This is a genomic window from Pseudomonas sp. M47T1, assembly GCF_000263855.1.
Lineage (GTDB): Bacteria > Pseudomonadota > Gammaproteobacteria > Pseudomonadales > Pseudomonadaceae > Aquipseudomonas.
This window is the reverse complement of the sequence record NZ_AJWX01000004.1, coordinates 15,164-41,104: the sequence shown is the minus strand read 5'-3', so window position 1 is coordinate 41,104 and position 25,941 is coordinate 15,164. Positions and strand designations below refer to the sequence as shown.

General features: G+C 62.7%; 25 protein-coding genes and 1 pseudogene. 11 read left to right on the top strand and 15 right to left on the bottom strand.

All coding sequences use genetic code 11. The features are described 5' to 3' along the window. Positions 1 to 42 precede the first annotated feature (42 nt). On the top strand, positions 43 to 1,533 hold the full coding sequence (gene amaB / locus PMM47T1_RS05935; protein WP_008366759.1) for an L-piperidine-6-carboxylate dehydrogenase: 1,491 nt from the start codon (positions 43 to 45) through the stop codon (positions 1,531 to 1,533). A gap of 129 nt (positions 1,534 to 1,662) precedes the next feature. After that, entirely contained in the window at positions 1,663 to 2,949 is a 1,287-nt protein-coding gene (gene amaA, locus PMM47T1_RS05930) for an L-pipecolate oxidase (RefSeq protein WP_008366756.1), read from the top strand. Positions 2,950 to 3,019: 70 nt separating this feature from the next. On the opposite strand, the gene PMM47T1_RS05925 is transcribed toward amaA, so the two are convergent. After that, positions 3,020 to 4,450, bottom strand: coding sequence for a mechanosensitive ion channel domain-containing protein (locus tag PMM47T1_RS05925; protein ID WP_008366754.1), 1,431 nt, complete (start codon positions 4,448 to 4,450; stop codon positions 3,020 to 3,022). A 305-nt stretch (positions 4,451 to 4,755) separates the two neighbouring features. Here PMM47T1_RS05925 and PMM47T1_RS05920 point away from each other — a divergent pair, with 305 nt between their 5' ends. Then, positions 4,756 to 6,753, top strand: a complete 1,998-nt coding sequence (locus PMM47T1_RS05920; protein WP_008366752.1) for an FUSC family protein — start codon at positions 4,756 to 4,758, stop codon at positions 6,751 to 6,753. Between the two features lie 26 nt (positions 6,754 to 6,779). Here the strand turns inward: PMM47T1_RS05920 and PMM47T1_RS28890 are convergent. The 4 genes and pseudogenes from PMM47T1_RS28890 to PMM47T1_RS05905 form a co-directional block, all read right to left on the bottom strand. Next, positions 6,780 to 6,878: pseudogene (locus PMM47T1_RS28890) on the bottom strand (excisionase family DNA-binding protein); the annotation flags it as partial. 28 nt (positions 6,879 to 6,906) lie between these two features. Then, the gene (locus PMM47T1_RS05915) at positions 6,907 to 8,400 is read right to left on the bottom strand and encodes a YifB family Mg chelatase-like AAA ATPase (RefSeq protein WP_008366749.1); all 1,494 of its coding nucleotides are present in this window, start codon (positions 8,398 to 8,400) and stop codon (positions 6,907 to 6,909) included. 148 nt (positions 8,401 to 8,548) lie between these two features. Beyond that, a complete protein-coding gene (locus PMM47T1_RS05910; protein WP_008366747.1) occupies positions 8,549 to 9,460 on the bottom strand; it encodes a LysR family transcriptional regulator in 912 nt (303 codons plus the stop codon). 203 nt (positions 9,461 to 9,663) lie between these two features. Further along, entirely contained in the window at positions 9,664 to 9,924 is a 261-nt protein-coding gene (locus PMM47T1_RS05905) for an accessory factor UbiK family protein (protein WP_008366745.1), read from the bottom strand. Between the two features lie 412 nt (positions 9,925 to 10,336). On the opposite strand from PMM47T1_RS05905, the gene glnK reads away from it, so the two are divergent. The 4 genes from glnK (at position 10,337) to sutA (ending at position 13,108) form a co-directional block, all read left to right on the top strand. Next, positions 10,337 to 10,675, top strand: a complete 339-nt coding sequence (gene glnK / locus PMM47T1_RS05900) for a P-II family nitrogen regulator (RefSeq protein ID WP_002555808.1) — start codon at positions 10,337 to 10,339, stop codon at positions 10,673 to 10,675. 35 nt (positions 10,676 to 10,710) lie between these two features. After that, the gene (locus PMM47T1_RS05895) at positions 10,711 to 12,054 is read left to right on the top strand and encodes an ammonium transporter (RefSeq protein ID WP_043300796.1); all 1,344 of its coding nucleotides are present in this window, start codon (positions 10,711 to 10,713) and stop codon (positions 12,052 to 12,054) included. A gap of 203 nt (positions 12,055 to 12,257) precedes the next feature. Further along, on the top strand, positions 12,258 to 12,683 hold the full coding sequence (locus tag PMM47T1_RS05890; RefSeq protein ID WP_008366741.1) for a secondary thiamine-phosphate synthase enzyme YjbQ: 426 nt from the start codon (positions 12,258 to 12,260) through the stop codon (positions 12,681 to 12,683). 101 nt (positions 12,684 to 12,784) lie between these two features. Further along, a complete protein-coding gene (gene sutA / locus PMM47T1_RS05885) occupies positions 12,785 to 13,108 on the top strand; it encodes a transcriptional regulator SutA (protein ID WP_008366740.1) in 324 nt (107 codons plus the stop codon). Between the two features lie 78 nt (positions 13,109 to 13,186). Here sutA and PMM47T1_RS05880 read toward each other — a convergent pair whose 3' ends face one another. From PMM47T1_RS05880 to lptM, 6 genes are read right to left on the bottom strand one after another with little or no spacing between them, the layout of a single operon-like run. Continuing rightward, positions 13,187 to 13,882: an HAD family hydrolase gene (locus tag PMM47T1_RS05880; protein ID WP_008366738.1), complete on the bottom strand. Its 696-nt coding sequence runs from the start codon at positions 13,880 to 13,882 to the stop codon at positions 13,187 to 13,189. Next, positions 13,879 to 14,778 carry a tyrosine recombinase XerC gene (gene xerC, locus PMM47T1_RS05875; RefSeq protein WP_008366736.1) on the bottom strand — a complete coding sequence of 300 codons (900 nt, stop codon included), beginning with the start codon at positions 14,776 to 14,778 and terminating at the stop codon, positions 13,879 to 13,881. Before xerC ends, PMM47T1_RS05880 begins: the two co-directional genes overlap by 4 nt. Positions 14,779 to 14,780: 2 nt before the next feature. Beyond that, the gene (locus tag PMM47T1_RS05870) at positions 14,781 to 15,518 is read right to left on the bottom strand and encodes a DUF484 family protein (protein WP_008366733.1); all 738 of its coding nucleotides are present in this window, start codon (positions 15,516 to 15,518) and stop codon (positions 14,781 to 14,783) included. Between the two features lie 13 nt (positions 15,519 to 15,531). After that, positions 15,532 to 16,362 (bottom strand): diaminopimelate epimerase, encoded by an 831-nt coding sequence (dapF, locus tag PMM47T1_RS05865; RefSeq protein ID WP_008366731.1) that lies wholly within the window; start codon positions 16,360 to 16,362, stop codon positions 15,532 to 15,534. 4 nt (positions 16,363 to 16,366) lie between these two features. Continuing rightward, positions 16,367 to 17,614 (bottom strand): diaminopimelate decarboxylase, encoded by a 1,248-nt coding sequence (lysA, locus tag PMM47T1_RS05860; RefSeq protein WP_008366729.1) that lies wholly within the window; start codon positions 17,612 to 17,614, stop codon positions 16,367 to 16,369. Between the two features lie 9 nt (positions 17,615 to 17,623). Continuing rightward, positions 17,624 to 17,776, bottom strand: a complete 153-nt coding sequence (lptM, locus tag PMM47T1_RS28885) for an LPS translocon maturation chaperone LptM (protein WP_008366727.1) — start codon at positions 17,774 to 17,776, stop codon at positions 17,624 to 17,626. A 315-nt stretch (positions 17,777 to 18,091) separates the two neighbouring features. Here lptM and cyaY point away from each other — a divergent pair, with 315 nt between their 5' ends. Together cyaY and PMM47T1_RS05845 are read left to right on the top strand one after the other, a co-directional pair. Continuing rightward, the gene (gene cyaY, locus PMM47T1_RS05850) at positions 18,092 to 18,418 is read left to right on the top strand and encodes an iron donor protein CyaY (protein ID WP_008366725.1); all 327 of its coding nucleotides are present in this window, start codon (positions 18,092 to 18,094) and stop codon (positions 18,416 to 18,418) included. Between the two features lie 2 nt (positions 18,419 to 18,420). Continuing rightward, a complete protein-coding gene (locus tag PMM47T1_RS05845; protein ID WP_008366722.1) occupies positions 18,421 to 18,642 on the top strand; it encodes a DUF1289 domain-containing protein in 222 nt (73 codons plus the stop codon). 16 nt (positions 18,643 to 18,658) lie between these two features. On the opposite strand, the gene PMM47T1_RS05840 is transcribed toward PMM47T1_RS05845, so the two are convergent. The 4 genes from PMM47T1_RS05840 to argH form a co-directional block, all read right to left on the bottom strand. After that, positions 18,659 to 21,505, bottom strand: coding sequence for a class I adenylate cyclase (locus PMM47T1_RS05840; RefSeq protein WP_008366721.1), 2,847 nt, complete (start codon positions 21,503 to 21,505; stop codon positions 18,659 to 18,661). Between the two features lie 154 nt (positions 21,506 to 21,659). Further along, the gene (locus PMM47T1_RS05835; RefSeq protein WP_008366719.1) at positions 21,660 to 21,914 is read right to left on the bottom strand and encodes a TIGR02647 family protein; all 255 of its coding nucleotides are present in this window, start codon (positions 21,912 to 21,914) and stop codon (positions 21,660 to 21,662) included. A 126-nt stretch (positions 21,915 to 22,040) separates the two neighbouring features. Beyond that, on the bottom strand, positions 22,041 to 22,337 hold the full coding sequence (locus PMM47T1_RS05830) for a hypothetical protein (protein ID WP_008366718.1): 297 nt from the start codon (positions 22,335 to 22,337) through the stop codon (positions 22,041 to 22,043). A gap of 243 nt (positions 22,338 to 22,580) precedes the next feature. Next, entirely contained in the window at positions 22,581 to 23,975 is a 1,395-nt protein-coding gene (gene argH / locus PMM47T1_RS05825) for an argininosuccinate lyase (RefSeq protein WP_008366717.1), read from the bottom strand. Positions 23,976 to 24,070: 95 nt separating this feature from the next. Between argH and PMM47T1_RS05820 the strand changes: the two genes are divergently transcribed. Further along, entirely contained in the window at positions 24,071 to 25,168 is a 1,098-nt protein-coding gene (locus PMM47T1_RS05820; RefSeq protein ID WP_008366715.1) for a sensor histidine kinase, read from the top strand. Next, positions 25,165 to 25,911: a LytR/AlgR family response regulator transcription factor gene (locus PMM47T1_RS05815; RefSeq protein ID WP_008366713.1), complete on the top strand. Its 747-nt coding sequence runs from the start codon at positions 25,165 to 25,167 to the stop codon at positions 25,909 to 25,911. Before PMM47T1_RS05820 ends, PMM47T1_RS05815 begins: the two co-directional genes overlap by 4 nt. Positions 25,912 to 25,941 lie beyond the last annotated feature (30 nt).

The window sequence follows — 25,941 nt, the reverse complement described above, 5'->3', positions numbered from 1 at the left end:
CATCGCTGGATTTCAACAACTCATCGCCTGCAGGAGAAGACAATGGTTGATGGACTGCTTCAGAGCCTAGGTGTCGCCACCACTGCCTACACCCACGGCAACCATCCCGTTCACACCCCCATCGATGGCAGCCAGATCGCCTCGGTCACCCTGGAAAGCAAGGCCCAGGTGCTGGGCAAGATCGAGGTTGCGCAAAAAGCCTTCCTGGCCTGGCGCGATGTGCCGGCGCCACGTCGTGGTGAGCTGGTTCGCTTGTTTGGCGAGGTACTGCGCCAGCACAAGGCGCAATTGGGTGAACTGGTGTCCATCGAGGCCGGCAAAATCACCCAGGAAGGCCTGGGTGAGGTGCAGGAAATGATCGACATCTGCGACTTCGCCGTCGGCCTTTCTCGCCAGCTGTACGGCCTGACCATCGCCTCCGAGCGCCCAGGCCACCACATGCGCGAAACCTGGCAGCCGCTGGGTGTGGTCGGCGTGATCAGTGCGTTCAACTTCCCGGTGGCGGTATGGTCGTGGAACACCGCCCTGGCGCTGGTGTGCGGCGACTCGGTGGTGTGGAAGCCGTCGGAAAAGACCCCGCTGACAGCCTTGGCCTGCCAGGCCCTGTTCGAAAAGGCCTTGAAGCAGTTCGGCGAGGCACCCCAAGGCCTGTGCCAGCTGGTGATAGGTGATCGCGACGCTGGCGAGGCGTTGGTGGACGATTCGCGCGTGGCCCTGGTCAGCGCCACCGGCAGCACCCGCATGGGCCGTGAAGTGGGCCCGCGTGTGGCAGCCCGTTTCGGCCGCACCATTCTGGAATTGGGTGGCAACAACGCCATGATCGTGGCGCCCAGTGCCGACCTGGACCTGGCCGTGCGCGGCATCCTGTTTTCGGCGGTCGGTACCGCTGGCCAGCGCTGCACTACCTTGCGCCGAGTGATTGTGCACTCGTCTATCAAGGACGAAGTGGTAGCACGTGTGAAAGCGGCCTACGGCAAAGTGCGCATCGGTGACCCGCGCAAGGACAACCTGGTCGGCCCGCTTATCGACAAGGCCTCGTTTGACGCCATGCAAGGCGCGCTGGCCAAGGCCCGGGACGAAGGCGGCCAGGTGTTTGGTGGCGAGCGTCAGTTGGCTGAGCAATATCCGCAGGCTTACTACGTGAGCCCGGCTATTGCTCAAATGCCTGGCCAGAGTGAAGTGGTGCGCCATGAAACCTTCGCGCCGATCCTCTATGTGCTCACCTACGATGAGTTCGAAGATGCGCTGCGCTTGAACAACGAAGTGCCCCAAGGCCTGTCGTCGTGCATTTTCACCACCGACCTGCGTGAAGCCGAACGCTTCCAGAGCGCATCGGGCAGCGACTGCGGTATTGCCAACGTCAACATCGGTACCAGTGGTGCGGAAATCGGCGGTGCCTTTGGCGGCGAGAAAGAAACCGGCGGTGGTCGCGAATCGGGTTCCGACGCCTGGAAAGCCTACATGCGCCGCCAGACCAATACCGTGAACTACTCGCGCGAGCTGCCGCTGGCCCAGGGCATCGTGTTCGATTGAGGTGGCGTAGCAACTGCCGCCAGGCCGCGTCAGCCGGCACATCGGTGTCGGCTTCTGATGCGGCCTGCGGCAGTGGCTACAGGGTGGTTTATTGGGCGTTTTTTCCTTTGATTTGGCCGGGTTCGAGTCATGACTCAATTGCGTCAGGAATGTCTTTGGGAACACCTAACACCTTCGCCCGCGGCCACTGGCGGCCTTGGCGGTGCGGTCAAGGCCGACGTGTGCGTGATCGGTGGCGGCATCACCGGCCTCAATGCGGCCATTGCGTTGCTGGAGAGAGGCCAACGCGTGGTACTGCTGGAAGCCCATCAGGTCGGGCACGGCGGCTCGGGCCGCAACGTCGGCCTGGTCAACGCAGGTACCTGGATTCGCCCCGATGACGTTGAAGCCACCCTGGGCCGCGAGCAAGGCGCACGCCTGAACAAGGTGTTGGGCGAAGCGCCCGCGGCCGTGTTCGCTACCATTGAGCGCCTGGGTATCGACTGCCAGGCGCGCAACACCGGCACCTTGCACATGGCCCACAACGCCACGGGTGTCGCCGACCTTGAAAGCCGCCATGAACAATGGCGCCGGCGTGGTGCCGATGTCGAATTGCTGACGGGTGCCCGCTGCGAGGAATATTGCGGTACCACGAAAATTTCCGCCGCGCTGCTGGATCGCCGCGCTGGCACCATCAACCCTATGGCCTATACGCAAGGGTTAGCTGCGGCGGTGAAACGCCTGGGCGGCGAGCTTTACCAGCAGTCGCCCGTGGAGCAACTGCAACGCCAGGGCGATGGCTGGTTGATCAAGACCGCCCAGGGTGAGGTCAGCGCCGCCAAGGTGGTGATTTCCACCGGTGCCTACACCGAAGGCGACTGGACTGACCTCAAGCGTCGCTATTTCCGTGGCTATTACTACCAGGTGGCATCCAGGCCTTTGACCGGCCCTGCGGCGGACGCGGTATTGCGCCATGGGCAAGGGTCATGGGACACGCGTACCGTGCTGAGCAGCATTCGCCGTGACGCCGATGGCCGCCTGCTGCTGGGCAGCATGGGCCGCGTCGACAACAAGCCGGCCTGGTTTGTACGACGCTGGGCCGACCGTATCCAGGGCCATTATTTCCCGGCATTGGGTAGAGTCGACTGGGAAATGCACTGGACCGGCATCATCGACTTTACCCCTGACCATTTGATGCGCCTGTTCGAGCCGGCGCCAGGGGTTGTGTCGGTGACGGGCTACAACGGTCGCGGCAATACCACGGGTACCGTGGTGGGCAAGGCATTGGCGGATTACCTGCTCAGTGACGACCCGGAGGGGTTGCCGCTGCCGTTCTCGCTGGACAAGCCTGTAACACGGCCGGCGCTGCGTACCGGCTTCTACGAAACCGGCTTTTCCCTGTACCACGCCGGGCAGTGCCTGCGGGTGGTGCTCTGAGCCTTGCCCCCTGATCGCTGACTTGTTGCCGCTGCCGTCAGGCTGCGGCTACACGCGTAGCGACAAGCAGCTACGGTTTGATGTGCAACCAGTTGAGGAAGCCGCCCTTGCGAATTTCCGCTGGTTTTTGCATCAGCAAGGACTGGCTCTTGTGCTGGCGATAGTGCTGCAGTTTGGTGAATGCAGCCAGTACCTCGCTGCGCTCCGCCATGCAGGCCTTCAGTTCCTGCTTGTCGATGCGGTACAGCATGCAGGTGGTCAGCGCGCGAAACTGGGCCAGTGAGTTGCCTTCGGACACCAGATTGTCCTCGCCCAGAATTTCGCCGGGCCCCAGGCGGCCGGCCTCGATCATTTTTTCGCCGTCCTTGATGCTCGCCGAGACAACCCCCGTGCCAATCACCAGCAAGTCTTCGGACGCGGCGCCATAGGCCAGGATCAATTGGTCTTCCGGGTACTCCACCGGGGTCATGTGTTCGGCCAGGCGGTCCTTTTCGTCGCTGTTCAGTGAGCGGAATACACGCACATCTTCCAGTACCGCGCGCTGGCGCGTCCATGGGCGCGCCGAGTCCTCGGCTGCCCAGCTGACGCCCGAGGCTTGCAGGTGCCGGTGCGCCAAGTCGAACAGCAGGTTCTGCGCATCGGTTTTCTGGTCCATGGAACGGATGAAGCCGGTGGCCTCGTATTCCATGTACTCCAGGGTCGAGGCCTTCACCGCCACCTTGGGCTTGGGCGAAATCAGCAACGCCGTGGTGCCTTGCAGGGCCTTTTCCAATGCGTCGAGTACCTTGCGCGGGCGCACGTCCGAGGGCACCGCGATACTGATGGAAACGCCGTGGATATTGCTGGGGCGGCTAAAATTCAGAATCTTGGCCTTGGCCGCCACCGAGTTTGGGATCACCGCCATGGCGCCATTGCTGGTCATCAGGTGGGTGGCGCGCCAGTCGATGTCGACCACCTTGCCTTCGGTGCCGTCAATGGAGATCCAGTCATCAAGCTGGTAGGGCTTGGTGGTGTTCAGCACGATGCCGGAGAACACGTCACTGAGGGTACTCTGCAAGGCCAGGCCGACAATGATCGCCATGGCGCCCGAAGTGGCCAGCAAGCCCTTGACCGGCAACTGCATCACGTACGCCGCGGCGGCGACAATGGCGATGAGGAAGATCACCGCGCCCATCACGTCCTGCAGCAGCCGCCCGGTGTGGCCGCGCTGGAACAGCACCGCGCCGAGGATCACCGTGAGCAGGCGTGCGGCGAACAGCCACCAGACGATTTCCAGCAAGGTGGCGACCATGTTCAGGGTGGCATCGTCGGGCCACGGCGCCGGTGTCAGTGGGCTCATGCCCGTGGAGTTGAGCACCCAGCTGAACAGCACGAACGCCGTGGCGCGGGTCGCCAGCCGAGCGATGCGGTGCTGTGCCGCGATCGAATGCCACACGGCAAGATCGACCAACAGCAGCACGCTGCCGATGGCCAACGGATGATTGCTGATGAGTGCGAACATGGTGGCCCCAAGTTAGATCGGCTGGTCTAGTGTCCTGGCTCCGAAATAAGCTGTTCACTTTTGACGGCGTCTGCCGTTACCAGGCGGCGTTGCGACTCCTCGCCATAGCCCTGCTATGACTCGTCGCCGCGCCTAGCCTGGCAACAACAGCCACTCGTCAAAAGAGAACGTATTTCGAAGACAGGACACAGTGTGTTCGAGTATCGCCTGCACCGCCACCGCGGTTATTGAATGAATGGGCTGGTTCTTGCGCAGGGATATGGATACGATGCTAATCATTAGCTTGCTATGTAGATCTGCATAGAATGCCGACATTCCCTCGCGCGCTGAGCGATTTCTTCCAGGCGGTCTTCAACCCGTCGGCCCCGGCGCTGCAATTTGCCATCAAGAACATGCTGGGCGGTGGCCTGGCGCTGTACCTGGCGTTCATCCTCGACATGCAGCAGCCGCAGTGGGCACTCACCACGGTATTCATCGTCAACCAGCCATTGAGCGGCATGGTGCTGTCCAAGGGGGCGTATCGGTTGCTGGGCACTTTTGTCGGTGCGGTGGTTTCCCTGGGCATGATCGCGGTGTTCAGCCAGGCGTCGCTGCTGTTTGTGCTGTGTATGGCCTTATGGTTGGGCTTCTGCACGGCGGGTGCGTCGCTGTACCGCAATAATGCTTCCTACGGCTTCGTGCTGGCCGGCTACACCACCGCGATTATCGCCTTGCCGTCCACCGCAGCGCCGCTGAACGTGTTCGACCAGGCCCAGGCGCGGTTCTTCGAAATCACCCTTGGTATCGTTTGCGCTTCACTGGTCAGCACCGTGCTGTGGCCGCGACGTGTCGAACAGCAACTCGCTGTGCAGGCCCGTGGCGCCTGGCAGGCGGGGATGGCTGCGGCGGCTTCGGAGTTGCTGGGCGTAGACCAGCGCAAGGGCCTGCTGGATGCCTTGGGGCGCATTGTCTCGGTAGATGCACAGCGTGACCACGCCGCGTTCGAAGGCTCGCAGGGGCGCCTGCGTGAGCAAGCGCTGCGGGTAATGAGCCGTGATTTGCTCAGCCTGCTGCGGGTGGCGCGTGGCGTTGCGCGGCTGCGCCTGATGCTCGACCAGGCGGGGGGTGAATATGTCGATCCGCTGATCCAGAGTGTCGCCAAGGCGCTGGCCGACGGCGGCGAAACCGCCCTTGACCAGCAGGCCGTGGTGCTTGACGAAAGCCTGCTGGTGACCGGCCTGGATCCTCAGGCGCACGCCTGCCTCATGCGCCTGACGGTGGTGGTAAGGCTGGCCACCGTTGCTGTGCAGACACTCAAGGCCTTGGAGCAGGGCAAGCCCGTGACCAACGCGCCCGGCCCGTTGGCCTGGCACCGCGATATGGAGCAGGGGGCCATGTCCGGCCTGCGCAGCGCCTTGGCATTCCTGGCCGTGGCGGGCCTTTGGGTGTTTACCGCCTGGCCGGCAGGGTTGGGCGCCGTCTCCATCTGCGGCGTGGTACTGAGCCTGTTCGCGGGCCGCGAGGCACCGGCTGGCGCGGCTTTGAACTTCCTCAAGGGCATTGCTGTGTCGGTACCGGTGGCGGCGCTGGTTGCCTACGGCCTGCTGCCGGGCTGGGAAGGCTTCCCCATGCTCTGCCTGGGCCTGGGGGTGCCGTTGTTCATGGCCTCGCTGTGCCTGAGCCAGCCGAGCATCGCGCCCATCGCCTCGTCGTTCTGCATCTTCTTCGTCAACAACGTCGCCCCTGCCAACGTCATGTCCTATGACCTTGAACAGTTCATCAACAAGGCCTTGGCGACGATGTTCGGGGTCGGTATATCCGTCGTGGTGTTCCGCCTGGTATCCCTGGGGCCCGGCGTGCGCCACTATCGGCGCCTGGTGGAAGCCTCGCTGGCCGACCTTTCGCAGCTTACCCGGCGCCCGCTCAGCCACGCCGAAGGCTGGTTCGGCGGACGCATGGCAGACCGCTTGATGCGCCTGGCGCGCTACCGCACCCAGCACCCTGACGAACCCAACCTGCAGTGGCACAACGGCCTTTATGGCCTGGACCTGGGCGGCGAACTGTTGCATTTGCGTGGTTGCCTCATCGACGCCAGCGGCGTTATGGCCAGTGAACGTGACCGCTACCTTCGCGATGTGGCACGGCTGCTCAAGCAAGGGCCGCCGGCACCGGAGCAAAGTGCGCTGTTGGACGAACCGAGTGAGCGGTTGCTGGCGGTACTGGATGCTGATGATTCGTTGACCGCGCGCAGGCAGGAGCTTGCGCGGGCAGCGGTGATGCAGTTGCGATTCGTCTGGCGCGGCTGGTGTACTCGGGCGCAATGAACCGAGCTCAGTGACTGGGCTCTTGCTCGGTGTCGCCCCGTTTTGGTAAATGGCAAAGCGCCTTGCTCCAATAGCTTGACTAAATGGGGGCGCGATACGCTGAGCAGGTCGGCGGCTTCCTGGGTAATTGGCTAAACGAAACGAGACCATTTGTTACGGACTCGTTGGCCGATACTGCAGCGCCTCCGCGATATGCCCGCGCCCGATCTGCTCCACCTCTTCCAGATCCGCCAACGTGCGCGCCACTTTCAGCAGCCGATGCGCCGCCCGTAATGACAGGGTCAACCGCTCACAGGCGGTTTCCAGCCATTGCTCGTCGTCTGTGGATAACGTGCAGTGCAGCTTCAATCCCGGCAAGTCGAGGAAGGCATTGGCGCAGCCTTGACGCTTGAGTTGTCGCTCCCGCGCGCTGGCCACGCGAGCGGCCGCGTGGGCCGTGTCGTCGCCGGGTTGCGGGGTGGGGTTCAGTGCGGTGGTTTCCCGGGCGACGGTCAGGTGCAGGTCGATGCGGTCCAGCAGCGGGCCGGACAGTTTGTTGCGGTAGCGGGCGATCTGGTCAGTGCTGCAACTGCAACGGCTGCTGGGGTCGCCGAGATATCCACAGGGGCAGGGGTTCATGGCGGCAACCAGTTGAAAGCGCGCCGGGAAGCGGACCTTATCGCGGGCCCGGGCGATAACGATTTCGCCCGATTCCAGCGGTTCGCGCAGCACTTCAAGCACCTTGCGATCAAACTCGGGCAACTCGTCCAGAAACAGCACGCCGTGATGCGCCAAGGTGATCTCCCCGGGCTGCGGGCGGCTGCCTCCGCCCACCAGCGCCGCGCCGGAAGCCGAGTGGTGAGGGTGTCTGAATGGCCGCTGGGGCCAATGCTTGAGTGGCGTGAGGCTGGCGACGGATTGAATGGCCGCCACTTCCAGCGCCTCGCGCTCATCCAGTGGTGGCAGCAGGCCGGGCAGGCGGCTGGCGAGCAGCGTCTTGCCGGTACCGGGCGGCCCGTTGAACAACAGGTTGTGGGCGCCTGCCGCAGCAACCAGCAACGCACGCTTGGCACCTTGCTGGCCCTGCACTTCGCTGAGGTCGGGGTAGGGCCGGTCCAGCAGTACCAGCCCATTGGAACTGAAAGGGCTGATGCGTTGCTGCTCATTGAAGTGATACACCAACTCCAGCAGATTGCGTGCTGCGATCACCACAAGCCCCGTTGCCAGGCTGGCTTCCTCGGCGTTCTCGCAAGGCACCACCAGCGCTCGCCCGGCTTCGCGCGCCGCCAGCGCGGCGGGTAGCACGCCTTGCACCGGGCGAATTTCACCCGATAGCGCCAACTCGCCCAGGCACTCCACATCCCGCAAAGCCTCGCACGGAAATTGCCCGCTGGCCGCGAGAATGCCAAGGGCGATGGCCAGGTCATAGCGACCGCCATCCTTGGGCAGGTCGGCAGGCGCCAGGTTCTGCGTAATGCGCCGCGCCGGGAAATTCAGCTGCGAATTGACGATGGCACTGCGCACCCGGTCCTTGCTCTCCTTCACCGAGGCTTCCGGCAGGCCGACCAGGGTCAGCGACGGCAAGCCATTGGCCAGATGAGTCTCCACCGTGACGGCCGGCGCGCCGACCCCGACCTGAGCGCGGCTGTGGACGATGGCTAGGGACATGGTTGCTCCGTGCGTTGAAGGGGGGGCCGCGTCCTGCGGTTTTTGAAGGGTAGTGGGCGGGGGCGGGAATGCCATGGGGACATTGGGTCAGGGTGTTTCCCGGTCCCACTGTCAGGACGACGGCACTACGCTCAATGCGGTTTGTCGATTAGCGCGGCAAATCGCTCATGAACGCCTCTAGCCGCGAACGCAACCACCTTTCCCCCGGATCTGTATCCATCACGCTCAACCACACCATCGACAGGTCCAGTGTGGGGGTGTCGAACGGCAGTGGCTCGGTGTACAGGTTGCCGTAGGTGACCATGGCATTGGCGGTGTAGTCCGGGGCGCCGGCGAGCAGGTCGGTGCCGGCCAGCAGGGCGGGCAGGGCGCTGTATTGGGGGACCGAGAGGACGACGTTGCGCTTGCGGCCGATTTCTTCCAGCCATTCGTCCACCACGCCGCTGGTGTTGGCCATGTGCGAGACGATCACGTGGGGGCGCTCGCAGTATTCATCCAGGGTGAGCGGGTGGTCGGACTTGTCGGCGCGCAGGATGCGCGGCTGGATGCGTCGCAGCAGCTTGCGCTTGGCGTTGGCCGGCAGGCCGCGGGTCTGGCTGATGCCCACGGTGATTTCACCGGAGGCCAGCAGGTCCGGCACGCGCCAGTAGTCTACGTGTTGAACCACAAACACCACTTTCGGTGCTTCCAGGCGCAGGGCGCGCAGCAAGGGCGGCAGCAGGCCGAACTCGACGTCATCGGACAGGCCGATGCGGAACGTTGAGGTGCTGCTGGCCGGGTTGAAGTCGTGGCTCAGGCTGATGGCGATGGACAGGGCGTCCAGGGCCGGCGACAGGTGCCGCGCCAGCTCTTCGGCGCGGGCGGTGGGCTCCATGCGGTGGCCGACGCGCACGAACAATGGGTCGTTGAACATGCTGCGCAGGCGGTTGAGCGCCGAGCTGATGGTGGGTTGGCCAAGGAACAGCTTTTCCGCGACGCGGGTGACGTTGCGTTCCAGCATCAAGGTTTCGAACACCACCATCAGGTTGATGTCGGCCTTGCGCAATTCATTGCGATTCATTGGCGCTTGCCCCCGGTCCATTTTGCATTATGGCTGGAGTGTAGAGGGCCAGCTTTGTATGGCGCAATGCTACAAACTGCTGGTGGTAATGCCTGTGGGAGCGGGCTTTGCCCGCGAAAGCCGCACCGCGCAGTGTCTGGCCCCCCGCGGCGTATGTTTCGCGGGCAGAGCCCGCTCCCACGAGAAGTCAGATGCGTGCGCGATTACTCTGCTGGCGGAGCCAGGCGCGCTTCGAGCTCGGCCATCTTGGCTTCCAGTGCTTCCAGCCGCGCGCGGGTGCGGGCCAGCACCACCATCTGGGTGTCGAATTCGTCGCGGCTCACCAAGTCCAGCTTGCTGAAACCGCTTTGCAGCAGCACCTTGAACTGGCTTTCCAGTTCGGCGCGAGGCTGCCCAGTGTCGCCGCTGAACAGGCGCGAGGCGTGGTCGCCAAGGGCGTCGAGAAAGGCTTTGGGCGCAAGCATGGGCAAATTCCTGAATCTGATGGCCTGGAGTGTAACACGCAGCCGTCTATAGTCAGTGGCGTGGCGGGCGCACGCTTTTTGCGCATCGTCGCGATTCGCTGCGCACCAGGATGGGGCGCAACCATTGATCAGGCGTGAGTCAAACCTGGGCAATAGTGGCAAACAGGCCGAATTTGTTGAGTTGCACGGACATGGCAAGCTTTCTGCTTAGACACAATTGACCCATGCACTGATGCAGTCGATGTGACGAATGCAGTGCGCAGGCGGAGCGGGACGTGTTTCGTCAGGAGCGGTACTGGTGGTCGGTCAGGGGATGCAGGACCGACGACGCGTTACAAAGCCAGACACTGCGCTTAGACTTGAGCTGGGTTTGTTTTCCTGGGGCAAGTCCACTAATTCGGGAGAGAGTTTCATGAAGCTAGTCACTGCCATCATCAAGCCGTTCAAACTGGACGACGTACGCGAGTCGCTGTCCGAAATCGGCGTGCAGGGCATTACCGTTACCGAGGTGAAAGGCTTCGGGCGCCAGAAGGGTCATACCGAGCTGTATCGCGGCGCGGAATACGTGGTCGACTTTCTGCCCAAGGTGAAGATCGATGTCGCCATTGACGACAAGGATCTGGACCGTGTGATCGAGGCGATCACCAAGGCGGCCAACACCGGCAAGATCGGCGACGGCAAGATTTTCGTGGTCAATCTGGAACAGGCGATTCGCATCCGTACCGGCGAAACCGATACCGACGCGATCTAAGCCGACCAAACCCCAACGCCCCAGGAGAAAACAATATGACTCTGCGTCAATTCGCAGGGCTAGGAGCCCTGTTGTCCCTCGTAATACCCGGCATGGCCCTGGCGGCTGATCCGGTCCCTGCTCCGGCACTGGTCCTCAACTCAGGCGACACGTCCTGGATGCTGACGTCCACGGCGCTGGTGCTGTTCATGACCATCCCGGGCCTTGCCCTGTTCTACGGTGGCATGGTTCGTTCCAAAAACATTCTTTCCGTGATGATGCAGTGCTTCGCCATTACCGGCCTGGTCAGCATTCTGTGGACCATTTATGGCTACAGCATGGCCTTCGATACCACTGGTATGGAAGCTGGCGTCGTCAACTACAACTCGTTTGTCGGCAGTTTTGCCAAGGCCTTCCTGGCCGGTATCACGCCAGCCAGCATCACTGGCCCTTCGGCGCTGATCCCTGAGGCAGTGTTCGTGGCCTTCCAGATGACCTTTGCCATCATCACCCCAGCGCTGATCGTCGGTGCGTTCGCTGAACGCATGAAGTTCTCGGCCATGCTGGTGTTCATGGGCATCTGGTTCACCCTGGTCTATGCACCGATCGCGCACATGGTCTGGTCGGGGCCTGGCTCGTTGCTGGGCGACTGGGGCGTGCTGGACTTCGCCGGTGGTACCGTGGTGCACATCAACGCCGGTGTTGCCGGCCTGGTTGCCTGCCTGGTGCTGGGCAAGCGCAAGGGCTTCCCTACCACTCCGATGGCCCCGCACAACTTGGGTTACACCCTGATGGGCGCCGCCATGCTGTGGGTAGGCTGGTTCGGCTTCAACGCCGGTTCCGCCACTGCTGCCAACGGCACCGCCGGCATGGCCATGCTGGTTACCCAGATCGCCACCGCCGCCGCCGCACTGGGCTGGATGTTCGCCGAGTGGATCACCCACGGCAAACCTAGCGCACTGGGCATCGCCTCGGGCGTGGTTGCGGGCCTGGTAGCCATTACTCCGGCAGCTGGTACCGTCGGCCCGATGGGCTCGCTGGTCATCGGCCTGGCCGCAGGCGTAGTGTGTTTCTTCTGCGCCACTACCCTGAAACGCAAACTGGGCTACGACGACTCCCTGGACGCCTTCGGCGTGCACGGTATCGGCGGTATCCTCGGCGCGATCCTCACCGGTGTGTTCGCAGCGCCTTCGCTGGGCGGCTTCGGCACCGTGACCGACATTGCCGCACAAGTGTGGATTCAGTGCAAAGGCGTCGCCTTCACCATCGTCTACACCGCCGTGGTGACCTTCGTCATCCTCAAGGTGCTGGATGTGGTCATGGGCCTGCGGGTCAATGAAGAAGAAGAGTCGGTCGGCCTCGACCTGGCGCAACACAACGAGCGCGGCTACAACCTGTAACCGCCGCTTGCGAAAAAATGCCCGGCTCGCCGGGCATTTTTTCGCCTGCAATTTGTCATTTGCTGGAGACGCAAACGGTTTCTGCTAGCCAAGTTCCAGCATCCTTGTCCAGTAGGCGTTTGGCTTACAGATAATGATGAATTTAGCCCCTTTGCTTTTTCCCAGAGCGCGCTAGAATGCGCCCCGAACGTGTGGAGAATGGTATGTGGCAGCAACGGTTGATCACCTTGAAGCCAAGGCCGCGCGGCTTTCATCTGGTGACGGATGAACTGCTGGCCGACTGGCCCGAGTTGCGTGCATGTCGAATCGGCTTGCTGCACCTGATGCTGCAACATACGTCGGCGTCGTTGACCATTAACGAAAACGCCGACCCGGCGGTTCGTCGTGATTTCGAGCGTTTCTTCAACCGCCTGGTACCCCAGGGTGACAGCGGTTTCGAACATGACGACGAAGGCGCTGATGACCTGCCGGCACACTTCAAGGCCAGTTTGCTAGGCTGTCAGCTTACGTTGCCAGTGAGGGACGGGCGGTTGGCGCTGGGTACCTGGCAAGGTGTGTATTTGGGCGAACACCGCGATCACGGCGGTGCTCGCAGGGTGATCGCCACGTTGCAGGGCGAGACCCCATGAGCGTCGATAAAACGACGACCATGAATTTTTCCTGGCAGCCATCGACAGACGGTCAGGCTGCGCTATAAATAATCTGCTTTTCGCAAGTCATGAGGTAGAACATGAGCGACGATGATCTGGAAAACGACGAACTCGAAGTAGGTGACGAGGACGATACCGAGGAAGGCCTGGAGGCGGCAGCCGAAGACGTTGCTGACGACAGCGGCGACGATACCCCCGCGCCCTCGGCCAAAGGCAAGTCCAAGGCTGCTGTGTCGGTAGACGAACTGCCGAGCATTGAAGCCAAGAACAAGGAGCGTGATGCCCTTGCCCGTGCCATGGATGAATTCCTGGCGCGTGGTGGCAAGGTGCAGGAAGTCGAGGCCAATGTGGTCGCCGACCCGCCCAAGAAGCCGGACAACAAATATGGCAGCCGCCCTATCTGAGCCCCTGCTTGCCTGAAAAAGCCCGCCGTCGCTGCGGGCTTTTTCATGCCTGGGATTTTGTACCCGCTGCCGTCAGGGTTACCAGCGGGCAATGACGTGAGGGATTTCCAGCAGGCTGCGTACTTCGGCATCCGGCGCGTGGTCGGCTTCCCAGGGTTTACCCTGCGGGTTGTACCAGATGGCCTTGAAGCCCACCTGTTGCGCGCCAAGGATGTCATCGCCGGGGTGGTCGCCCACATGCACGGCGGCACTCGCCGCCACGTTGCCAGCGCGTTTCAGGGCTTCCATGAAAGGCGCGGGGTCGGGTTTGCCTATGCCCAGGTCTTCGGCGCACAGGGCAAAGGCGAAATGATCGGCCAGGCCCAGGCGACGCACGTCGGCATTGCCGTTGGTGACTACGCCCAGGGTGTAGCCCTGGCTCAGCTGTTCCAGCACGGGTTGCACTTCGGGAAAGATCTCGATCTGGTGGCGGGCATGCAGGAACACCTCGAAGCTCTTGTCGGCCAGGGGGTGGGCTTCAGGCTGTGTATAGCCAGCCTCACACAGTGCATGCCACAGCACCAGGCGGCGCAATGCACTGATACGGTGCTTCAAGCCAGGCTCAGCGTCGACCAGCCGTTTGCGAATGGCGAAAAGCTGCTCGACTTCCACTGCGCCCAGCTTTGGTGCGTGGGCGGCCAGCCAATCGCGCAACACGGCTTCGGCGCTGATGATCACCGGCGCGGTATCCCACAGCGTGTCGTCCAGGTCGAAGGTGATCAGCTTGATGCTCATGTGTCACTGTCCTTGCTGCGTTTGGCCCGGGGGTGGGCGCTGTCGTAGACGGTGGCCAGGTGCTGGAAGTCCAGGTGGGTGTAGATCTGCGTGGTGGCGATATCGGCATGGCCGAGCATCTCTTGCACGGCGCGCAGGTCCTGGGAAGACTCCAGCAAATGGCTGGCGAAAGAGTGCCGCAGCATGTGCGGGTGCAGGTTCTGGCCCAGCTCGCGCTCGCCAGCGGCCTTGACCCGCAGTTGAATGGCCCGTGGGCCTAGGCGGCGGCCCTGCTGGCTGACGAATACGGCGTCGTCGGCCGGGTTGCTCAAGCCTCGCAATGACAGCCACTGCTGCAATGCCTCGCGGGCCTTGCGGCCAACCGGCAGCACGCGGGTCTTGCTGCCCTTGCCATGCACTTGCACCAGCCCGTCGGCCAAGTCCAATTGCTCAAGGTTCAGGCTGGTCAGCTCCGATAGGCGCAGGCCGGAGGAGTAGAACAGCTCCAGCATGGCCTGGTCGCGGTGGGCGAGAAAGTCGTCTTCCACGGCGCCTTCCAGCAGTTGCAGGGCGCGGTCGGTGTCCAAAGTGCGCGGCAGGCGGCGCTCGCCCTTGGGCGGGGAAAGGCCGTTGGCCGGGTCGTGGCTGCAAATACCTTCGCGATTCAGGTAACGATACAGGCCGCGCACTGCCGACAGTAGGCGAGCCAGGCTGCGCGACGCTTGCCCTTGCTGGTGCTGGCGAGCAATCAGGCGGCGCAGTTGCTGGATGTCCAGGGCATTCCAGCTGGCCAGTTGTTCCTTTTCGCAGAAGGCCAGCACCTTGTCCAGGTCGCGGCGGTAGGCCAGCAAGGTGTGGTCCGACACTTGTCGCTCACTGCGCAGGTGCGCGCAGTAGGCGTCCAGGTGCGTTTGCACGGTCAGCGTACCGAGCGCAGGCTGCTGGTGTGACGTGGCAGCACGCGGCCCAGCACTTCGGCGATGTAGCTGAGGAACAGCGTGCCCACCGAGCTCTTGTAGTGCTGCGGGTCACGGCTGCCGATGGCCAGCACGCCATGCAGGCCCTGGTGGGTGAGGGCAACCACGGCCGTGGAGCCGACTTGCTTGCGCTGGTCTTCACCGAACAGGAAATCCAGTTCATGGTCGCGCAGGCTGCCGCTGACGGTTTTGCCGCCCGACAACAGCGCACCGATGGCGTGGTGCGCCTCGCTGCTGCTGACCCAGCGGCCCACTGGCGTGGCGACTTCGCTGAACAGGATAAGGCTGACGAAGGGCACCTGAAACTCCTGGCGCAGGCTGTCTTCGACGGCAATGACCACTTCTTCCAGACTGCCGGCATCAAGGATGTCGAGCATCAGCCGGCGAGTCTTTTCAAACAGCCGGTCGTTGTCGCGGGCCACGTCCATCAGTTGCGACAGGCGGTGGCGCATCTCGATGTTGCGCTCGCGCAGCACTTTCATCTGCCGTTCCACCAGCGACACGGTGTCGCCGCGCTGGTGGGGCAGGCGCAGGCTGACCAGCAAATCGTCGTTGTCGACGAAGAAATCCGGGTGGCTGCGCAGGTACGCCGCGACCGCATCGGCCCCAAGGACCGGTGCCGCGCTGTCCTCAACGGTATCAAGGGGCTGTGGGGCTGGTGCCTGGGGCTTGTCGGTCATGGTCGTTGCTCGCTCATAGACGCACTTGTCCTTCGTAAACCCGCACCGCCGGGCCTGTCATCAGCACGGGCTGGCCTGGGCCGGCCCACTCAATGGACAGGCGGCCGCCTGGCAGGTCGATCAACAGCGGCGAATCCATCCAGCCCTGGCTGATGGCAGCGACGGCTGCCGCGCAGGCGCCGGTACCGCAGGCCTGGGTTTCCCCGGCACCACGTTCCCATACGCGCAATTGTGCGCGCTGGCGGTCGACCACGTGCAGAAAGCCGACGTTTACCCGTGCCGGGAAGCGCGGGTGGTGTTCGATCTTGGGACCCAACTGATGAACCGGCGCGGCATTGATGTCATCGACCTTGAGCACCGCATGGGGGTTGCCCATGGATACTGCCGCCAGGTTCACCACCTGGCCGTCGACCTCGATGTCATAGTTCTTCGCCTGGGCCGGGGCCACGAACGGGATATCGGCGGGCACAAGGCGCGGCGGCCCCATGTCGACGCTGATCTGGCCGTCGTTGCGGATGTCCAGTTCGATGACGCCGCTCTTGGTCTCGACGCGGATGCGCTTCTTCGCCGTCAGCCGCTTGTCCAGCACGAAGCGGGCGAAGCAGCGCGCGCCGTTGCCGCATTGCTCCACTTCCGAACCGTCGGAGTTGAAGATGCGGTAGCGGAAATCCACGTCAGGGTTGCTGGGAGCTTCGACCAGCAGCAGTTGGTCGAAACCGATGCCGGTATGGCGGTCGCCCCATTGTTTGGCATGTTTGGGCAGGATGTGCGCGTGTTGGCTGACCAGGTCCAGGACCATGAAGTCATTGCCCAACCCATGCATTTTGGTAAAGCGCAGCAGCATGGGGTTACTCCGGCAACAGGCTTTCGCCCGCGAACAGTTCGGCGACCGTTTCACGGCGGCGCACTTCGAAGGCCTGGTCACCATCGACCAGCACTTCGGCGGCTCGCCCGCGGGTGTTGTAGTTCGAACTCATGACAAAACCATAGGCCCCGGCGGAGCGCACAGCCAGCAAATCACCTTCCTCAAGGGCCAGTTGGCGCGCCTTGGCGAGGAAATCACCGGTTTCGCAGATCGGCCCTACGATATCGTAGCTGCGGCCTTCGCCTTGGCGAGGCTGCACGGCGCTGACGTCCATCCAGGCCTGGTACAGGGCTGGGCGGATCAGGTCATTCATGGCGGCGTCGACGATGGCGAAATCCTTGTGGGCGGTATGCTTGAGGTATTCGACCCGGGTCAGCAGCGCCCCGGCATTGGCAACGATGTAGCGGCCGGGTTCGAATACCAGCGCCAGCTCGCGGCCTTGCAAGCGTTCGCGCACGGCCTTGATATAGTCGCTGGCCAGGGGCGGTTCTTCATCGCGGTACTGCACGCCCAGGCCACCGCCCAGGTCGATATGCTGCAGGAAGATGCCGCAGTCGCTCAGGCGGTCCACCAGGTCCAGCAGGCGGTCCAGCGCATCGAGGAATGGCGCCAGGCTGGTCAGCTGCGAGCCGATGTGGCAGTCCACGCCGATCACTTCCAGGTTTGGCAATTGCGCCGCGCGGAGGTAGACATCCTCGGCGGCAACAATGTCGATGCCGAACTTGTTCTCGGCGAGGCCGGTGGAGATGTAGGGGTGGGTGCCTGCATCGACGTCGGGGTTGACCCGCAGCGACACCGGGGCACGTACGCCCATCTCGGCGGCCACAGCCTGCAGGCGCTCAAGCTCCTCGGCCGACTCTACGTTAAAGCAGTGCACGCCCACTTCCAGGGCGCGACGCATGTCCTCGCGAGTCTTGCCGACCCCCGAGAACACCACGCGGTCGGCGCGGCCGCCCGCGGCCAGGACGCGTTCCAGCTCACCACCAGAGACGATGTCAAAACCGGCGCCCAGGCGTGCCAGCACATTCAGCACGCCGAGGTTGGAGTTGGCCTTGACCGCGAAGCAGACCAGGTGCGAAATACCGCTGAGTGCGTCGGCATAGGCACGGTACTGCTGCTCGATGTGCGCGCGGGAATAGACATAGGTCGGCGTGCCGAAGCGTTCGGCGATGGAGGCCAACGATACGCCTTCCGCGAACAGCTCACTGCCGCGGTAGTTGAAAGCGTCCATGGTCTTCCCTTACAGCATGTGTTTGTGCGACTTCGTCGGGTTGTCCTGTTGCACGGTGGATTTTTCGCCATCGGGCAGGTACAGCGGGCCTTTCTGACCGCAGGCAGAAACCAGGCAGGCAACCGCGACCAGCGCAGCAATGGCGGAAATCAGGCGCTTCATGACGAAATCCTTTGTAAAAGCATTAATTGCGCCCGAGTATACCGGCCACCCGGCGGCTTGCCTATGCAACCCGATTCGAGGTCATTGGCCGCCACTTTATTTCTGTGGGAACGGGCTCTGCCCGCGAACAAGACCGACCTGTTGTGCCTGAAACGCCCCATTGCCTGCTTCGCGGGCAGAGCCCGCTCCCACGAAGTGATGCAGCATTGGCCCGGGCGATGTACCCCGCAGGTCGTAATAACTTTGCAATCGGCGGCCGCTGCTCGTATCTTCCCGCGCTTGCAGTGTGAGTAGACACTTATCGAGGTTCCCGCAATGAGTTTGACCGAAGCGCGCTTTCACGACCTGGTCGATGCCACCCAGCAGGCATTGGAAGTATTGTTTGAAGACCACGCCGATGACGTCGAGATTTCGTCCGGCCTGATGACCATCACGTTCAAAAACGGCAGCCAGATGATCATCAGCCGCCAGGAACCTGTGCAGCAGCTCTGGCTGGCCGCGCGCTCCGGCGGCTATCACTTTGATTACGACGAAACCTCCGAAAAGTGGGCCTGCGAGAAATCCGAGGAGCTGCTGGGTGAAATCCTGACCCGCGCCACCTGGGAACAGGCTGGCATCCACCTGGAATTCGAAGATATCTGAGTGTGAGCAGCCAAGCCCCGGCGGCCCGCCCGCCCAAGCCCCTGTACAGCAACGTCAGCCCGGCGGTGCCGTCACCGTGCATCAGCCTGTGCCGGCTGGATGAGCAAAAAGTATGCAAGGGCTGTTACCGCCACGTGGAAGACATCCGCGAATGGCGCTCGGCCGATGACGATCGTCGTCGGCAGATCAATCGCGAAGCGGCGTCGCGCCGGGCGCTCCTCTAGCCCTGCAGCTGGCTCCCTACAACTGGCTCAAGGCGTTGTTCAATGACCGTTCCAGGTCGGCCTTGTAGCGCAGGTACAGATGGGTGGCGCCGGGCACATCACCGAGCAGGCCGGAGAGGTCCAGGTCGGTGATGTAGCAGCGGTAGGCCATGCCTGGCGTACGCTGTTCCAGGATTTGCCTGGCCACAACGGCGTACAGTTGGCCGCCGTGCTCCACTTCTGAAAATTCCCGCTGGTTGCAATACAGGGTCACATGCGTGTGGCCCGGCAACGAGCGCTCGACAATCGCCTGCACCTCGAAATAACGCTGGTCGGCTGCGGTCGGCGGCCCCGGCCGTGGTTCAACGCTGCGTGCACGGCCATTGCCGTTGGGCAGCAGTTGGTAATACAGCACCTCGCCCGCCTGGCCCTGCAGTTTGTTCTCGATGGGAAGCAATGCGTTGCGTCGATAGACAACCGCTTCCAGAAAACGCTGCAAGGGCAGCAGCAGGCTGGCCTCGTCATGGAAGGGCAGGCGCTGGTGCCACAGGGCGTTGTTCTCATCGAGCACATAAATATCAGCCCAGCTGTCCTGCAAACGGTAGAACAGCTGGATGCAATCTGGCTGCCCTTGGGGTAGCAACAGCCCCAGGTCATGTTCCGCCAAGGCCTGGCCGTCCAGGTGCACCGGGCTGTAGCTGGACAAATCCTCACCCAGGTACTGTACCAGCCCCGTCACCGTGGGCAGTGCCACGTGGCGGACCTTGCCCGGTACCAGTTCAAGCACGTGGTACTGTTTTTCTATCTGGATGACGTAGCGATAGTTCAGTTTGCTGACCAGCAATTGCTGGGCTGTGACCAGCAGGGTTTCCACGCGCTGGGCGATGGCCTGCGCGCGGTTGTGGCAGAAGCAGCGCACCCTGACCCGTGGCGGCGTGCCGTGCGGCAGGCAATTGAGGTAGTCGCGCAAGCAGTCGAGCAGCGCGGTGGGCCCGTCGAAGCGGTTCACTGATGTTTCATGCCAGCTGTTCAACGTGACCTGGTCCAGTGTCAGCACCAGGTTTTCCTTCACCCCGGCGTAGCTCAGGGAATCGGTGCGCTCGGTGGTCATCAGGATGTTCAGGTCGCGATGATGTTTGAGCGGGTCGACGCCCACGTTCACCAGGAACAGGATTTCCACCGGCACGCTGAGTTTGAGCAACTGCTCATCGGCAACGCTGGGCAAGGGCAGGGGAATGCTGTGTTGCAGGCTGGCGATCAGGTTGAACAGTTCGAACTCGGTCAGGTCGCTTTCGCCGGGGTGCAGGGCCAGGCGGGTGCTGCTGTCGATCACGCCATTGCGGTGGCACCAGGTCAGCAATTCCAGCAAATGTCGGCTGCGTTTGAAGGGCGCGAAGTGCTCCCACTCGTAAGCGCCCAGGTTGCCGTTATACAGGCCCCACAGCGTTTGGCCCGGCTCCTTGCGGTTGGGCGACTGCACCAGCGTGAGCGTGTCTTCGGCCAAGTCCGGGGAAATGCCGGGGTTAATGAATTCGATCTTGCCGGCCTTGCGCTCGAAGGCTGCGTACAAGCGGCGGCCAAGAATGCTGAGGTCGCGCTTGTTGATCAGGTTTACCGCTTGCTGGGTGCGGGCGAACTGCGTCAGGAAGCGGTAGCTGTAATTGAGCTCGCTTACCAGGGCGCGGCGTTCACTGGTGACCTGGCGTACCTTCCACTGGCTGCGGCTGTCCAGCAGTGCCAGCTGCCTGGCGTCCCAACTCCAATCTTGCGCCAGACGCGCCATGAGTTGGCGTTGCCAGCTGGCGGGGCGCACGCGAGTGCTGACGCTGAGCTTCTTGTTCACCTTCAGGTATAGGCTGCGACGCACCAGTTCCAGGCGGTCGACGTCGCCGCGCGCCAGCAGGTACTCCTCGATCCGCCGGTAGACCACCATGTAGGGGTCCAGCTCGTCCAGGTCCAGCTGGTTGGCGAACACCGCTTGCTTGAATCGCAGGCTCAGGCACTGGACGTTGGGGTGTTCGCTGGCATAGACCTCGGTCAGTAACAGCTTGAGCACAGACTTGTAGGGCGAGTCGATGCCCTTGAACAACTGCCACAGGCCGGCGCCGATAAATTCGCCGGCGGGTATGTGGGCCATGTGGCCAAGGTCCAGTACATCTTCGGCGCGAATGAAACGCTTGCCCAGCAAGGTGGCGGTGTACTGCGCATAACGCCCTTCTTCGTATACCGGTACCAGCCACCACAAGGGGGTACGTCCGGCCAGCCAGATGGCGGTGCGGTAGAACTCGTCCAGCAGCAGGTAATGCTGCGCGGTGCCGCTGTCTTCAGAGCTGAGCTGGTTATCGCGTTGCCCGCGCATGAATCGCGGTGGGTCGATGAGGAAAAAGTGCGCCTCGGCGCCCTGGCTGGCGGCCCAGGTTTCCAGGAGCTGGCATTTCTTGCGCAGCTCAGCCACCTCGTCGGCAGCCAGTTCGGTGTCGTGGCACACCCAGAAATCCATGTCGCTCTGCTCGGCCTGGGCCAGGGTGCCGAGGCTGCCCATCAGGAACAGGCCGTGCAACGGCCGTGGCGGGTTGCCGTGGCGCGCCTTGTAGGAGAACGAGCGGGTCAGGCGCTGGGCCTCGGCCAATACCTCGGCGTCAGGCTCATAGTTTGACAGGCCGGCCGGCGTGTTGCCGGATACGTAGCCAGGCAGCAAGGGGTGGTTGACGTGGAAAAACAGCGGCAACAGCCTTAGCACTTGCTGTTGGCGCGTCGATAGCCCGTCCATGGCACGGTGCAGCCGGCCCTGGTTCAGGGTCAGAAAGCGGGCGCGCAAAACCCCGAGAACCTTGCGATCGATTCCCTCGTCCAGATCGGGGCGAATTTCCTGGTTGCGCGGCATTTGCGGCTCGAATCGACTGCTGGGCGACGTGACAGGGGCGCACGAGATAGTCGCCCTCAGTCTGTTATCGGCGACTTTGAGAGGAATTTGAGCCAGAATTCAAAAAAAGATGGTACGCCGGTACCGCAAGGCGGGCACCGGCACATCGCCCGAGTCAGGCCGGCTCGGCCGCAGTCACTGCCAGCACGGTCAGCAAGGCCTGGGCGTGCTGGGCTGCCTGCAGCCCGCCGCTGGTCAGGTAACCGCCGTCGGGCTGGGTGATCAGTTCCTTGTCGTACAGCCGTTGCGCAGCCGCGATCGCTAGCGGCGTCGCAGTGTGATGATGGACTTTCAGGCCTTCCTGCGTGTTGTCCAGGTTGAACAGTACGAGGATTTCCAGTTCGGCGACCAGCTCAGGGGTATACGACATAGGTACTCCGGACTTTTCTAGGAATAGACGACCGCCTCAGGGGCAGGGCCGTGGCGGCCCCGGTTTGCGTGCGGGGCAGCGGGGCATTTCCAGTGTAGTAAGGCCGCAGCGGTTTTGCCGGGAAAGTCAGTCTTGTTCAGGCTTTGCCTCGGGCGGCAGCTCTGGCAGGGCGCGCAGGGCAGCTTCGTACCAAACGGTGTCGAACGCGCGATCTTCTTCGAGGATCTTGTCGATTTCAACGGCTAATACGTGGGCCATCATTTCCAGTATGTCGTCACGCTCGTAGCCCACCAGCGTCAGCTTGTTGAGCGTGGCCTTGGCCGCCGGCGGGTTGTCGGACTCGATCTGGTTCTCGATGGCCTGAATCAGGGTGTCTTCGGCGAACTGTTCGTCTTCGTCGTCGCGTTGGGTGGCGTCGGTCATTGCGGGATTCCTCACGTTAGGTCGCCAGTTTAACGGTATTGGGACGCTTTGCACCTCGGACGCGTGTTGAAATATAGGCTGGCCCCTCGCCGCAGAGCCCAGCCTTGCCGATATCTACTTTCTCTGCAGCGTGGGCATGGCCAGGGAAGGCGTGCTGTGCCCGCGAAGAATGCGCCGCGTCGTATCAGGCATTGCGCCATGCATCCTTCGCGGACGCAGTCCGCTCCTACAGGGTCGGGCGTATCAGCGCTGGGCCAGCAGCGACTGGCCGCGGATGACGGCTGCGCGAACCTGTGCCGGGGCAGTGCCGCCGACATGGTCACGGGCGTTGACCGAGCCTTCCAGGGTCAGCACCTCGAAGACGTCCTGGTCGATCTGGTCGCTGAAGCGGCGCAGTTCTTCCAGGCTCATCTCGGCCAGGTCCTTGCCACTGTCCACGCCGTACTTCACGGCATGGCCAACGATTTCGTGACAGTCGCGGAACGGCAGGCCGCGGCGTACCAGGTAGTCGGCCAGGTCCGTGGCGGTGGAGAAGCCGCGCAGGGCTGCTTCGCGCATGATGGCGTGCTTGGGCTTGATGGCCGGGATCATGTCGGCGAAGGCTCGCAGGGAGTCGCGCAGGGTGTCGGCGGCGTCGAACAGCGGCTCCTTGTCTTCCTGGTTGTCTTTATTGTAGGCCAGGGGCTGGCCTTTCATCAGGGTCAGCAGGCCCATCAGCGCGCCGAACACACGGCCGCTCTTGCCACGTACCAACTCTGGCACGTCAGGGTTTTTCTTTTGCGGCATGATCGAGCTGCCGGTGCAGAAGCGATCGGGCAGGTCGATGAACTGGAACTGGGCACTGGTCCACAGCACCAGTTCTTCGGAGAAGCGCGACAGGTGCATCATGGCAATGCTGGCCGCGGCGCAGAATTCGATGGCGAAGTCACGGTCCGACACCCCGTCCAGCGAGTTGCCGCCCACGGCTTCGAAGCCCAGCAGCTGGCAGGTCAGCTCGCGGTCTATGGGGTAGGTGGTGCCGGCCAGCGCGGCGCTGCCCAGGGGCATGCGGTTGGCGCGCTTGCGGCAGTCCACCAGGCGCTCGTAGTCACGGCTGAGCATTTCGAACCACGCCAGCAGGTGGTGGCCGAAGGTCACGGGTTGCGCGGTCTGCAGGTGGGTGAAGCCGGGCATGATGGTGTCGGCTTCACGCTCTGCCTGCTCCAGCAGGCCTTTTTGCAGGCGGGTGATCTCGCTCAGGATCAGGTCGATCTCGTCACGTAGCCACAAGCGGATATCGGTGGCCACCTGATCGTTGCGGCTGCGGCCGGTGTGCAGCTTTTTACCGGTGATGCCAATGCGGTCGGTGAGGCGTGCCTCGATGTTCATGTGCACGTCTTCAAGGTCCACACGCCATTGGAACGTGCCGGCCTCGATTTCGCCCTGGATGGTGTTCAGGCCGTCGACGATGGTGTCGCGCTCGGCATCGGTGAGCACGCCGACCTTGGCCAGCATGGTCGCGTGGGCGATCGAGCCCATGATGTCGTGACGGTAGAGGCGCTGGTCGAAGTTGACGGATGCGGTGAAGCGGGCGACAAAGGCGTCGACGGGCTCACTGAAGCGGCCGCCCCAGGACTGGTTGGTCTTGTCAGTACTCATGAATTCGCTCGTTGAAGGCGTGAACGGGAAATTGCCTGCAATAATAACAGGGGTTCAATCCCGTCGGGGATCGAACGCCCAGCGGAATACGCATAATGCCCACAGATGGACGCAAGGCCGCCCGCCATGAGCGGGCGCAACAGGAGTTTTTTCTGCCGGTACTGTGTGAAGCCCAGGCTTTGCTGGTGCTGGTGATGCTGGCCGAGCTGCTGGTGATGGTGCTGGTGCTGGCCGAGCCCATGGCGCCAGGCTTCGACTGGTCGCGGCTGGCGCTGACTTCGCTGTTCGTGCAGTGGATCGTGCTGCTGTCCGCCGCGGTGCTGTGCGGCCTGCGGCCCTGGCTTTCGGGCCTGCATGCCGGGGTTGCCGGCGGTTTGTGCTGCGCTATCGTGGTGGGGCTGACGCTGCTCGCCACGGCCCTGACCGACTATTTTCACTTGGTGCCGCGGCTGACCGAGGCGGTGGATTTTTCCTTCAGCGAATTCACCCGCTACCTGCGGCATGCGCTGATCGCGCTGATCATGTCGGCGTTGCTGTTGCGCTATTTTTACCTGCAGAGCCAGTGGCGCCTCCAGCAGCAGGCCGAACTTCAGGCACGGCTGGAAGCCCTGCAGGCGCGCATCAAGCCGCACTTCCTGTTCAATACGCTCAACAGCATCGCCAGCCTTGTGGCGGTGGACGCCGTACGCGCCGAGCAGGCGGTGCTGGATCTCTCCGACCTGTTTCGTGCCACTCTGGGCAAGGTCGGCACCCTGGTGACCTGGGAGGAGGAGTTGGCTTTGTCGAAACGATATTTACGGATTGAGCAATATCGTCTTGGCGAGCGTCTACAGTTGGACTGGAGGATCAACACAATTCCCGATGATTTGCCGATCCCGCAGCTAACCTTACAACCGTTGTTGGAAAATGCCCTGGTCCATGGAGTGGCCCCTCGAGTAGAAGGGGGTGTGATCCGGGTAGAAGCCGACTATAAAGGGGGAGAGTTCATATTGTGTGTAAGCAATCCCTACGACGAAGCCGCCCACCCGCAGGTTTCGGGCGGTACCCATCAGGCATTGTCGAATATTGGTGCTCGACTTGCGGCACTTTTTGGCCCGCGCGCGAGTCTGAGCGTGGATCGCCGTGACGGTCGTCACTTCACCTGTCTACGCTATCCTTGTGCGAGACTCACGCAGGAATCCAGTGCAATATGAATGTCCTGATCGTTGATGACGAACCCCTAGCCCGCGAGCGCTTGAGCCGATTGGTCAGCGATCTCGAGGGTTACAGTGTGCTTGAGCCCAGCGCCACCAATGGCGAGGAGGCCCTGGCCCTTATCGACAGCCTCAAGCCGGATGTGGTGTTGCTCGACATCCGTATGCCCGGCCTTGACGGACTGCAGGTCGCAGCCAAGCTGTGCGAGCGCGAAGCGCCGCCGGCGGTTGTGTTTTGTACTGCCCATGACGAGTTCGCCCTGGATGCATTCCAGACCAGCGCGCTGGGTTATCTGGTAAAGCCGGTTCGCGCCGAGCACCTGCTTGAGGCGCTGAAAAAGGCCGAGCGTCCCAACCGCGCGCAATTGGCCGCCCTGACCCGTCCGGCTGCCGAGAGCGGCAGCGGCCCCCGGACCCACATCAGTGCCCGGACCCGCAAGGGCATCGAGCTTATCCCGCTGGACCAGGTTATCTACTTCATTGCCGACCACAAGTACGTGACGCTTCGCCATGAAGGCGGCGAGGTGCTGCTCGACGAGCCCCTCAAAGCATTGGAAGACGAGTTCGGTGACCGCTTTGTGCGCATCCACCGTAACGCGCTGGTGGCCCGTGACCGCATCGAGCGCTTGCAGCGAACGCCGCTTGGCCACTTCCAATTATTTTTGAAAGGCCTCAATGGCGATGCGCTGATAGTCAGCCGTAGGCACGTGGCGGGTGTGCGCAAAATGATGCAACAGTTGTAGCGCGGCCGGGGCGGGGCAGCCCGCTCCAGC

Bases quoted from the DNA above. Each gene is read 5' to 3' on its own strand.
- amaB (WP_008366759.1), top strand. From the start codon at position 43: ATGGTTGATGGACTGCTTCAGAGCCTAGGTGTCGCCACCACTGCCTAC.
- amaA (WP_008366756.1), top strand. From the start codon at position 1,663: ATGACTCAATTGCGTCAGGAATGTCTTTGGGAACACCTAACACCTTCG.
- PMM47T1_RS05925 (WP_008366754.1), bottom strand. From the start codon at position 4,450: ATGTTCGCACTCATCAGCAATCATCCGTTGGCCATCGGCAGCGTGCTG.
- PMM47T1_RS05920 (WP_008366752.1), top strand. From the start codon at position 4,756: ATGCCGACATTCCCTCGCGCGCTGAGCGATTTCTTCCAGGCGGTCTTC.
- PMM47T1_RS05915 (WP_008366749.1), bottom strand. From the start codon at position 8,400: ATGTCCCTAGCCATCGTCCACAGCCGCGCTCAGGTCGGGGTCGGCGCG.
- PMM47T1_RS05910 (WP_008366747.1), bottom strand. From the start codon at position 9,460: ATGAATCGCAATGAATTGCGCAAGGCCGACATCAACCTGATGGTGGTG.
- PMM47T1_RS05905 (WP_008366745.1), bottom strand. From the start codon at position 9,924: ATGCTTGCGCCCAAAGCCTTTCTCGACGCCCTTGGCGACCACGCCTCG.
- glnK (WP_002555808.1), top strand. From the start codon at position 10,337: ATGAAGCTAGTCACTGCCATCATCAAGCCGTTCAAACTGGACGACGTA.
- PMM47T1_RS05895 (WP_043300796.1), top strand. From the start codon at position 10,711: ATGACTCTGCGTCAATTCGCAGGGCTAGGAGCCCTGTTGTCCCTCGTA.
- PMM47T1_RS05890 (WP_008366741.1), top strand. From the start codon at position 12,258: ATGTGGCAGCAACGGTTGATCACCTTGAAGCCAAGGCCGCGCGGCTTT.
- sutA (WP_008366740.1), top strand. From the start codon at position 12,785: ATGAGCGACGATGATCTGGAAAACGACGAACTCGAAGTAGGTGACGAG.
- PMM47T1_RS05880 (WP_008366738.1), bottom strand. From the start codon at position 13,882: ATGAGCATCAAGCTGATCACCTTCGACCTGGACGACACGCTGTGGGAT.
- PMM47T1_RS05870 (WP_008366733.1), bottom strand. From the start codon at position 15,518: ATGACCGACAAGCCCCAGGCACCAGCCCCACAGCCCCTTGATACCGTT.
- dapF (WP_008366731.1), bottom strand. From the start codon at position 16,362: ATGCTGCTGCGCTTTACCAAAATGCATGGGTTGGGCAATGACTTCATG.
- lysA (WP_008366729.1), bottom strand. From the start codon at position 17,614: ATGGACGCTTTCAACTACCGCGGCAGTGAGCTGTTCGCGGAAGGCGTA.
- lptM (WP_008366727.1), bottom strand. From the start codon at position 17,776: ATGAAGCGCCTGATTTCCGCCATTGCTGCGCTGGTCGCGGTTGCCTGC.
- cyaY (WP_008366725.1), top strand. From the start codon at position 18,092: ATGAGTTTGACCGAAGCGCGCTTTCACGACCTGGTCGATGCCACCCAG.
- PMM47T1_RS05840 (WP_008366721.1), bottom strand. From the start codon at position 21,505: ATGCCGCGCAACCAGGAAATTCGCCCCGATCTGGACGAGGGAATCGAT.
- PMM47T1_RS05835 (WP_008366719.1), bottom strand. From the start codon at position 21,914: ATGTCGTATACCCCTGAGCTGGTCGCCGAACTGGAAATCCTCGTACTG.
- PMM47T1_RS05830 (WP_008366718.1), bottom strand. From the start codon at position 22,337: ATGACCGACGCCACCCAACGCGACGACGAAGACGAACAGTTCGCCGAA.
- argH (WP_008366717.1), bottom strand. From the start codon at position 23,975: ATGAGTACTGACAAGACCAACCAGTCCTGGGGCGGCCGCTTCAGTGAG.
- PMM47T1_RS05820 (WP_008366715.1), top strand. From the start codon at position 24,071: ATGCCCACAGATGGACGCAAGGCCGCCCGCCATGAGCGGGCGCAACAG.
- PMM47T1_RS05815 (WP_008366713.1), top strand. From the start codon at position 25,165: ATGAATGTCCTGATCGTTGATGACGAACCCCTAGCCCGCGAGCGCTTG.